Annotated in this window: 1 pseudogene; it reads right to left on the reverse strand. The window is 65.5% G+C overall.

Features of this window, described 5'->3' with window-relative positions:
- Positions 1-322 (reverse strand): annotated as a pseudogene (locus EN807_RS33860) (GGDEF-domain containing protein); the annotation flags it as partial.

The following is a 322-nucleotide window of genomic DNA, read 5'->3' on the forward strand; positions in this document are numbered from 1 at the left end:
TGCGCGCGTCGACCAGCTCATGCGTCTTGCGCAGGATGGCCTTCGACATCGGCCTGAAGATGAACAGCGCCACCAGCAGGATGACGCCGAGGGTGGCATAGAACAGCGTGCGGTGGAGAGTGAGCAACTTTTCGGAGCGCTCGTCGGCGTCGGCACTGATGCGCTGGCCGAGCGCGGCATAGCCCGACAGCGTCGCATTGGCCACGGAAGAGTCGACATCGACCCGGTCGGCGCCGCCCTTGTAGCCGTCGCTCTGCATGCCGAGCTGCGACTCGAAGGACGATACCAGCCTGTCGCCGTTGGCGACCAGGCCGACCGAGAA

This window comes from Mesorhizobium sp. M5C.F.Ca.ET.164.01.1.1 (genome assembly GCF_004792125.1).
In the GTDB taxonomy this organism is placed as follows: domain Bacteria; phylum Pseudomonadota; class Alphaproteobacteria; order Rhizobiales; family Rhizobiaceae; genus Mesorhizobium; species Mesorhizobium wenxiniae.